At 47.1% G+C, this 6,536-nt stretch carries 6 protein-coding genes and 12 tRNA genes; all 18 read left to right on the top strand.

The annotated features are described in order from the left end of the window. Nucleotides 1-38: 38 nt before the first annotated feature. On the top strand, nt 39-374 hold the full coding sequence (locus tag ACTRXF_RS08220) for an STAS domain-containing protein (protein ID WP_322527002.1): 336 nt from the start codon (nt 39-41) through the stop codon (nt 372-374). Beyond that, the gene (rsbW, locus tag ACTRXF_RS08225; RefSeq protein ID WP_474261399.1) at nt 374-865 is read left to right on the top strand and encodes an anti-sigma B factor RsbW; all 492 of its coding nucleotides are present in this window, start codon (nt 374-376) and stop codon (nt 863-865) included. Before ACTRXF_RS08220 ends, rsbW begins: the two co-directional genes overlap by 1 nt. Next, complete coding sequence (gene sigB, locus ACTRXF_RS08230) at nt 819-1,625, top strand: RNA polymerase sigma factor SigB (protein ID WP_022792609.1); 807 nt, start codon at nt 819-821, stop codon at nt 1,623-1,625. Before rsbW ends, sigB begins: the two co-directional genes overlap by 47 nt. Continuing rightward, complete coding sequence (locus ACTRXF_RS08235) at nt 1,625-2,227, top strand: PP2C family serine/threonine-protein phosphatase (protein WP_474261398.1); 603 nt, start codon at nt 1,625-1,627, stop codon at nt 2,225-2,227. The genes sigB and ACTRXF_RS08235 overlap by 1 nt, the downstream gene beginning before the upstream one ends. Nucleotides 2,228-2,398: 171 nt before the next feature. After that, the gene (locus ACTRXF_RS08240) at nt 2,399-4,558 is read left to right on the top strand and encodes a Tex family protein (protein WP_474278662.1); all 2,160 of its coding nucleotides are present in this window, start codon (nt 2,399-2,401) and stop codon (nt 4,556-4,558) included. A gap of 56 nt (nt 4,559-4,614) precedes the next feature. Continuing rightward, entirely contained in the window at nt 4,615-5,064 is a 450-nt protein-coding gene (locus ACTRXF_RS08245) for a SprT family protein (RefSeq protein WP_474264268.1), read from the top strand. Nucleotides 5,065-5,232: 168 nt separating this feature from the next. After that, nucleotides 5,233-5,307, top strand: a tRNA-Asn gene (locus ACTRXF_RS08250). A 2-nt stretch (nt 5,308-5,309) separates the two neighbouring features. Further along, a tRNA-Ser gene (locus ACTRXF_RS08255) sits at nt 5,310-5,400 on the top strand. An 8-nt stretch (nt 5,401-5,408) separates the two neighbouring features. Beyond that, nucleotides 5,409-5,483, top strand: a tRNA-Glu gene (locus ACTRXF_RS08260). Nucleotides 5,484-5,487: 4 nt separating this feature from the next. Further along, nucleotides 5,488-5,563, top strand: a tRNA-Val gene (locus ACTRXF_RS08265). A gap of 18 nt (nt 5,564-5,581) precedes the next feature. Further along, nucleotides 5,582-5,657, top strand: a tRNA-Asp gene (locus ACTRXF_RS08270). An 18-nt stretch (nt 5,658-5,675) separates the two neighbouring features. Continuing rightward, a tRNA-Gln gene (locus ACTRXF_RS08275) sits at nt 5,676-5,750 on the top strand. A 7-nt stretch (nt 5,751-5,757) separates the two neighbouring features. After that, a tRNA-Leu gene (locus tag ACTRXF_RS08280) sits at nt 5,758-5,843 on the top strand. A 20-nt stretch (nt 5,844-5,863) separates the two neighbouring features. Further along, nucleotides 5,864-5,951, top strand: a tRNA-Leu gene (locus tag ACTRXF_RS08285). Nucleotides 5,952-5,957: 6 nt separating this feature from the next. Next, nucleotides 5,958-6,034: transfer RNA gene (locus ACTRXF_RS08290), tRNA-Arg, on the top strand. 26 nt (nt 6,035-6,060) lie between these two features. Then, nucleotides 6,061-6,137: transfer RNA gene (locus tag ACTRXF_RS08295), tRNA-Pro, on the top strand. A 7-nt stretch (nt 6,138-6,144) separates the two neighbouring features. Further along, a tRNA-Gly gene (locus ACTRXF_RS08300) sits at nt 6,145-6,218 on the top strand. Nucleotides 6,219-6,264: 46 nt separating this feature from the next. Further along, nucleotides 6,265-6,341 (top strand) — tRNA-Ile (locus tag ACTRXF_RS08305). The last annotated feature ends 195 nt before the right edge of the window (nt 6,342-6,536 follow it).

Here is a 6,536-nt window from a genome sequence, read left to right on the forward strand (position 1 = left end):
TTTATATATAGCAGCATGGTTATGAGGAGGTTTACTAAATGAATTTATCGACAGAAGTGGTAGAAAAATCGGATAAAAAGAAAATTTTGAAAGTGGCCGGGGAAGTGGATGCATATACGGCTCCGGAACTGAAAGCGAACCTGAATCCGCTGACAGAAGAAGAAGGCGCAGAAGTGGTAGTGGACCTGACAGAGGTAAGCTATATTGACAGCACCGGCCTTGGTATATTTATTGGCGCTTTGAAGTCAGCTGAAAATCATGATGCTACGCTTCGTCTGACAGGGCTGAATGAGCGTGTGAAGCGTTTGTTTACCATTACCGGACTTGATGAAGTAATCACTATTGATGATGAAAATACAGAGGAGGCCAAATAATGGAACGCCAGTCAGATTATTTGGAAATGACCCTTCCGGCCAAGCCTCAATACGTAGGGATCGCCCGGCTGACAGTTTCAGGACTCGCAAACCGCCTCGGTTTTTCTTACGATGACATTGAGGACATTAAAATTGCGATAGCGGAAGCATGCACAAATGTGGTCAACCATGCGTACGAAGAAACCGGTAATATGCATTTGTCCTGTAATGTGTTCGAAGACCGGGTGGAAATGGTCGTGGCAGACACAGGTCAAAGCTTTGTCCTTGAAGAACTGGATCAAAACCTCGGCCCCGTAGACAGCAAAAAACCGATCGAGGAACTGAAAGAGGGGGGACTTGGACTGTTCCTCATAGACACATTGATGGATAAAGTAGAAATCAGCGGCGAAAACGGAGTGGCTATTTCTATGACAAAGTTTCTGCAAAGAGACGAGGTGGAAAATAATGTCGACGGAGTCTCAACCGAAACAAACGCGCAAGAACAAAAATAACGGCACGAGTGAAGAAGTTTATGAATGGATCCGCCAGTTCCAGGAAGACCCGACTGAAGAAATTCAGACTAAGCTTGTACAGCATTATGAACCGCTTGTGCAGTCTTTATCACGAAAATTTTCCCGGGGACAGGACCATGATGACGACCTTTATCAAGTAGGTATGATTGGGCTTCTGGCAGCGCTGCGCCGTTTTGACGATTCCTTTAACAGGAGCTTTGAATCGTTTGCAGTCCCAACAATTGTAGGGGAAATCAAGCGGTTTATCCGTGATAAAACGTGGAGCGTTCATGTTCCCCGCCGTATTAAGGAGCTTGGCCCGAGAATTAAAAAGGCCGTGGAAGAGCTGACAACCCGTCTGCAGCGTTCTCCGTATGTAGATGAGATTGCCGAGTACCTCGAGGTAAGCGAGGAAGAAGTGCTCGAAACCATGGAAATGGGCAAAAGCTATCAGGCTTTATCTGTGGATCGTTCCATAGAAGCAGATCAGGAAGGCAGTGCCGTGACGCTGTTGGATCTTGTTGGTGCCAATGAAGAAGGATATGAAAAAACAGATCAGCAGCTGCTGCTCCAAAAAGCTTTTGCGGTTTTAACGGACAGAGAAAAAGAGATCCTGAGATGTACGTATTTTGAAAACTTAAGCCAAAAAGAAACGGGAGAGCAGCTGGGTATTTCTCAGATGCACGTTTCAAGACTGCAGCGAAGGGCTCTGCAGAAGCTGCGTGAATCTATAAGAGTGGAGCCTTCGGAGTGCCTGTAATGAAGGAGTCCATCTCGAATACACAAGTGAATACCGCGGTCTTTCAAAAGACAAAGCCGGGCAACCGTGTGTGTGGGGACAGCTATCTCGTTATCGAAACAGAGGATTTTTTTCTTTGCTCTGTGACGGACGGGCTGGGGAGTGGCGAAGGTGCCAGGCAGTCCGCAGAGATAGCCATGAATATCATCCGGGCCCATAAACATGAATCTATCCCCATGCTCCTGGAGCGCTGTAACCGGGCGCTTGTTTCTGAACGGGGAGTAGTCCTTGCAGTCATTAAGGTCTGCTATCAGGAGCAGGAATTGACCTATGGAAGCATCGGTAATATTACCTGCTATATCAGTGCGGATAATGAAGAAATTTTTCGGCCGGTTCCAACAAAGGGCTATCTTTCAGGCAGGAAATTTCAATACCGGCTCGAGTACGTTCCTTTCGATAAGGGCATCTCTTTTGTTCTTCACTCGGACGGCATGACTGTATCCTCTGAAGACCAACGCGCCCTGCCGTATATGCGTTCGGTAGAGGAATATAAAAACAGACTTGCTGAAAAAGCTGAAAACGAAAATGATGATGTTACTTTAATGGTTGGCGCATTAGGTTAAACCTCTTTCATCACTGCCGGTGATGGGAGGGGTTTTTTGTATATAATAAGCGAAAACAGGCCAGACGTTTTGATGTTATGATGAATTTGCCCCTTACATAGGCATACGTACGTTATAATATAATAAGTACAGATTCTAATGGATTGTTACGCTGGACAGGAGGAAATACAAATGGAAAAAGAGATAAGCGGTGTCGCATCCCAAATAGCTTCTGATCTTCAGATAAGGGAAAAGCATGTCACAAACATTATACATATGATTGAAGAAGGCAATACGGTTCCTTTCATTGCCCGTTACCGTAAAGAGCAGACCGGTGCCTCGGACGAAATGGTGATCCGGGACGTTCAGCAGTCCTGGAATTACGCAAATCAATTGACCGAGCGAAAGGAAGAAGTGCTTCGGCTGATTGATAAACAGGAAAAATTAACGCCGGAGTTAAGGCAATCTATCAATGGAGCTGTACAGCTTCAGGAAGTAGAAGATCTTTATCGTCCTTATAAGCAGAAAAGAAGAACGAAGGCGACGGTGGCGAAAGAGAAAGGGCTTGAGCCGTTAGCGGAATGGCTCATGTCGCAGCCAAAAGAAGGTTTACCGGAGGAACAGGCGCGGGCGTATGTGAACGAAGAAGCCGGAGTGATAGATGCCGCAGCGGCACTCGAAGGAGCGAGGCATATTATCTCTGAACAGATTGCCGACGATGCCGGCATTCGCCACAGTGTCCGTGATCTCAGCTACAAGCAGGGCAGACTTCAGTCTGCGGCTAAAGATGAAAGTAAGGATGAACGTGGTATTTACAGCATGTACTACGATCATGAAGAAGCGCTGGCGAAGGCCCCGTCGCACCGAGTGTTAGCCATGAACCGCGGAGAAAGTGAAGGGATACTGAAAATTTCCCTCCAGGCACCGGAAGACAGAATTCTTTCGACTATAGAAAAGAAAGTGGTGAAGCGTTTCGGTTCGTCTGCTGTTCCGCAGCTGAACGAAGCGATCCAGGACAGCTACAAACGGTTGATTGGCCCGGCAGTCGAGCGGGAGCTTCGAAAAGTCAAAACAGAAGAAGCGGAAACGCAGGCGATTTCTGTCTTCTCCGAAAATCTTCGAAACCTCCTGCTCCAGCCGCCGATGAAGGGGAAAACAGTACTTGGCGTAGATCCGGCATACCGCACCGGCTGTAAGCTGTCAGTCGTAGATGGCAACGGAAGGTTGCTTGAAGTAGGAGTGATCTATCCAGTCCCGCCTAGAAATAAAATAACCGAAGCGAAAAAAGAAGTATTTGCTTTAATTGAAAAATACGATATACAGGTTATAGCTATTGGCAACGGTACGGCTTCAAGGGAAACAGAAGAATTTATTGCCGGAATGGTCGAGGAAGCGGAAGGAGACGTTTCGTATATTATTGTAAACGAAGCTGGTGCTAGCGTTTATTCTGCTTCGGAGGTTGCCCGCGAGGAATTCCCGGATCTTCAGGTTGAAGAGCGAAGCGCAGCTTCCATCGCAAGAAGGCTCCAGGACCCGCTGGCGGAGCTAGTGAAGATAGACCCTAAATCTATTGGGGTGGGGCAGTATCAGCATGACGTCTCGCAGACGAGACTAAATGAGTCACTGACATTTGTCGTGGAGACAGCGGTAAACCAGGTTGGGGTGGATGTGAACAGTGCCTCGAGCAGTCTGCTTCAATATGTGGCCGGCCTTTCTAAAGCGGTGGCAAACAATGTGATTAAGCAAAGAGAAGAGCTTGAAGGCTTTACAAATCGTAAAGAACTTCAGAAGGTACCGAGACTGGGAGCGAAAACGTATGAGCAGGCAGCTGGCTTTTTGCGGGTGCCAGAGTCTTCGAATCCATTCGACCGTACGGCTATTCACCCGGAAAGTTATCAGACCGCTGAGCGTTTGCTCAGTCACCTGGACCTTGAAGCAGCACAGGCCGGCACAAAAGAAATGAAGGACGTCCTTGAAAACCAGGAGGTGCGCCAGCTTGCTGAAGCTCTTGAAGTAGGCGTCCCTACACTGCAGGATATTATAGAGGATTTAAAAAGACCGAATCGGGACCCCCGTGATACGTTTTCGAAGCCTCTTCTGAAAAAAGGCATCATGACTCTTGATGACCTTGAAAAGGGGATGGAGCTTCAGGGAACGGTCCGCAATGTAGTGGATTTTGGAGCCTTTATTGATGTAGGTGTTAAAGAAGACGGCCTCGTGCACATATCAAAGCTCGCCAACCGTTTTATTAAACACCCGATGGAGGTAGTTTCGGTAGGAGAGATAGTTACGGTGTGGGTGGAAGATATTGATCAAAAACGGGGACGGGTAGCATTGACGATGGTAAACTAAATAGATAATGAAAAAACAGAGGGTACGAACCCCTCTGTTTTTTTAGGGAGGAAAAAATGACTGACGAAGAATTAACAGCATTGGCGCAGAAAATATCAGTGGAAAAATTTCAAAAGGTGTTTAAACATCGCGTCTCGTTTAATCAAAGGCTGCGGACTACGGGAGGAAGGTATGTGCTTTCCACAGGGAACATCGAAGTGAATCCAAAGTCGATGAACAATTATGGTCATCAGGAAGTGATTGATATTGTAAAACATGAATTGTGCCATTATCATTTACATTTGGAAGGGAAAGGGTACAAACATCAGGACAGGGAATTTCAGGATCTGCTGAAGCAGGTAGGAGGCGTCATGCACTGCAGTTCTTTAGAACAATATCGGTTAAAACAGAAAAAGCGTTATCAGTATGCCTGTGAAAGCTGTCATATTTCTTTTAAAAGAACGAGGCAGCTGGATACAAGAAAATATGTCTGTGCAGCCTGCAGAGGAACATTGAAAAAAATATAGAAAAACCTTGACCAGTGTTTTTTCGATGTGATACATTATAAAAGTCGCTTGAGAGAGGGCGCTTCAAAAAACGGCAAAAAAAGCTGTAAATTCCCTTTTAAAAGCGTATTGACATTACATAATAGATCTTGTAGAATTTTCTTTGTCTCAAAAAAGAAATATTCACATTCCGCAGTAGCTCAGTGGTAGAGCAATCGGCTGTTAACCGATTGGTCGCAGGTTCGAATCCTGCCTGCGGAGCCATTGGAGAAGTACCCAAGTGGCTGAAGGGACTCCCCTGCTAAGGGAGTAGGTCGTGTAAACGGCGCGAGGGTTCAAATCCCTCCTTCTCCGCCATTTACTATGGCCCGTTGGTCAAGTGGTTAAGACACCGCCCTTTCACGGCGGTAACACGGGTTCGAATCCCGTACGGGTCACCAACATGGAGGATTAGCTCAGCTGGGAGAGCACCTGCCTTACAAGCAGGGGGTCGGCAGTTCGATCCTGTCATCCTCCACCATTTTCTTTATACAATTGAGGGCCTGTGGTGTAGCGGTTAACATGCCTGCCTGTCACGCAGGAGATCGCGGGTTCAAATCCCGTCAGGCCCGCCATTTTTTTACCCAATATATTGGGCCATAGCCAAGCGGTAAGGCATCGGGTTTTGGTCCCGTGATGCGCTGGTTCGAATCCAGCTGGCCCAGCCAACAACACGCGGGTGTGGCGGAATCGGCAGACGCGCTAGATTTAGGATCTAGTGTCCTTGTGACGTGGGGGTTCAAGTCCCTTCACCCGCACCATTATATAATTATCGGTGTATGCGGTCGTGGCGGAATCGGCAGACGCGCTAGGTTGAGGGCCTAGTGGGAGTTTATCCCGTGGAGGTTCAAGTCCTCTCGACCGCACCATAATATGCGCCCGTAGCTCAGTTGGATAGAGCGTCTGACTACGGATCAGAAGGCCAGGGGTTCAAGTCCTCTCGGGCGCACCATTTACTTATTTTTTCAGCAGCATCTGCGGGAAGTAGCTCAGCTTGGTAGAGCACTTGGTTTGGGACCAAGGGGTCGCAGGTTCGAATCCTGTCTTCCCGACCATGTATTTGCGGGTGTAGTTTAGTGGTAAAACCTCAGCCTTCCAAGCTGATGTCGTGGGTTCGATTCCCATCACCCGCTCCATTATTACAAAAAAATTAATTGCTTTAAGTTATTTTTTTGTGCCTGTGGGCCTGTAGCTCAGTTGGTCAGAGCGCACGCCTGATAAGCGTGAGGTCGGTGGTTCAAGTCCACTCAGGCCCACCATTATTTCCATTGACATTTAGTTGATCAAAGGTTATAATTTATGTGTCACTTTAAAAGGTATTGACAGTTTAAGAGCACCATGTTAAATTGTTTAAGCTGCTTTTTTGAGCGGCAGATCGTTCTTTGAAAAGGAAAGACAAGCCAGAGCCCCAATCAAAAGCAACACATTTTTAGGGCATTTCGGATGCCACAGCA

The organism is Marinococcus sp. LNHM3E3-2.2, from assembly GCF_056034385.1.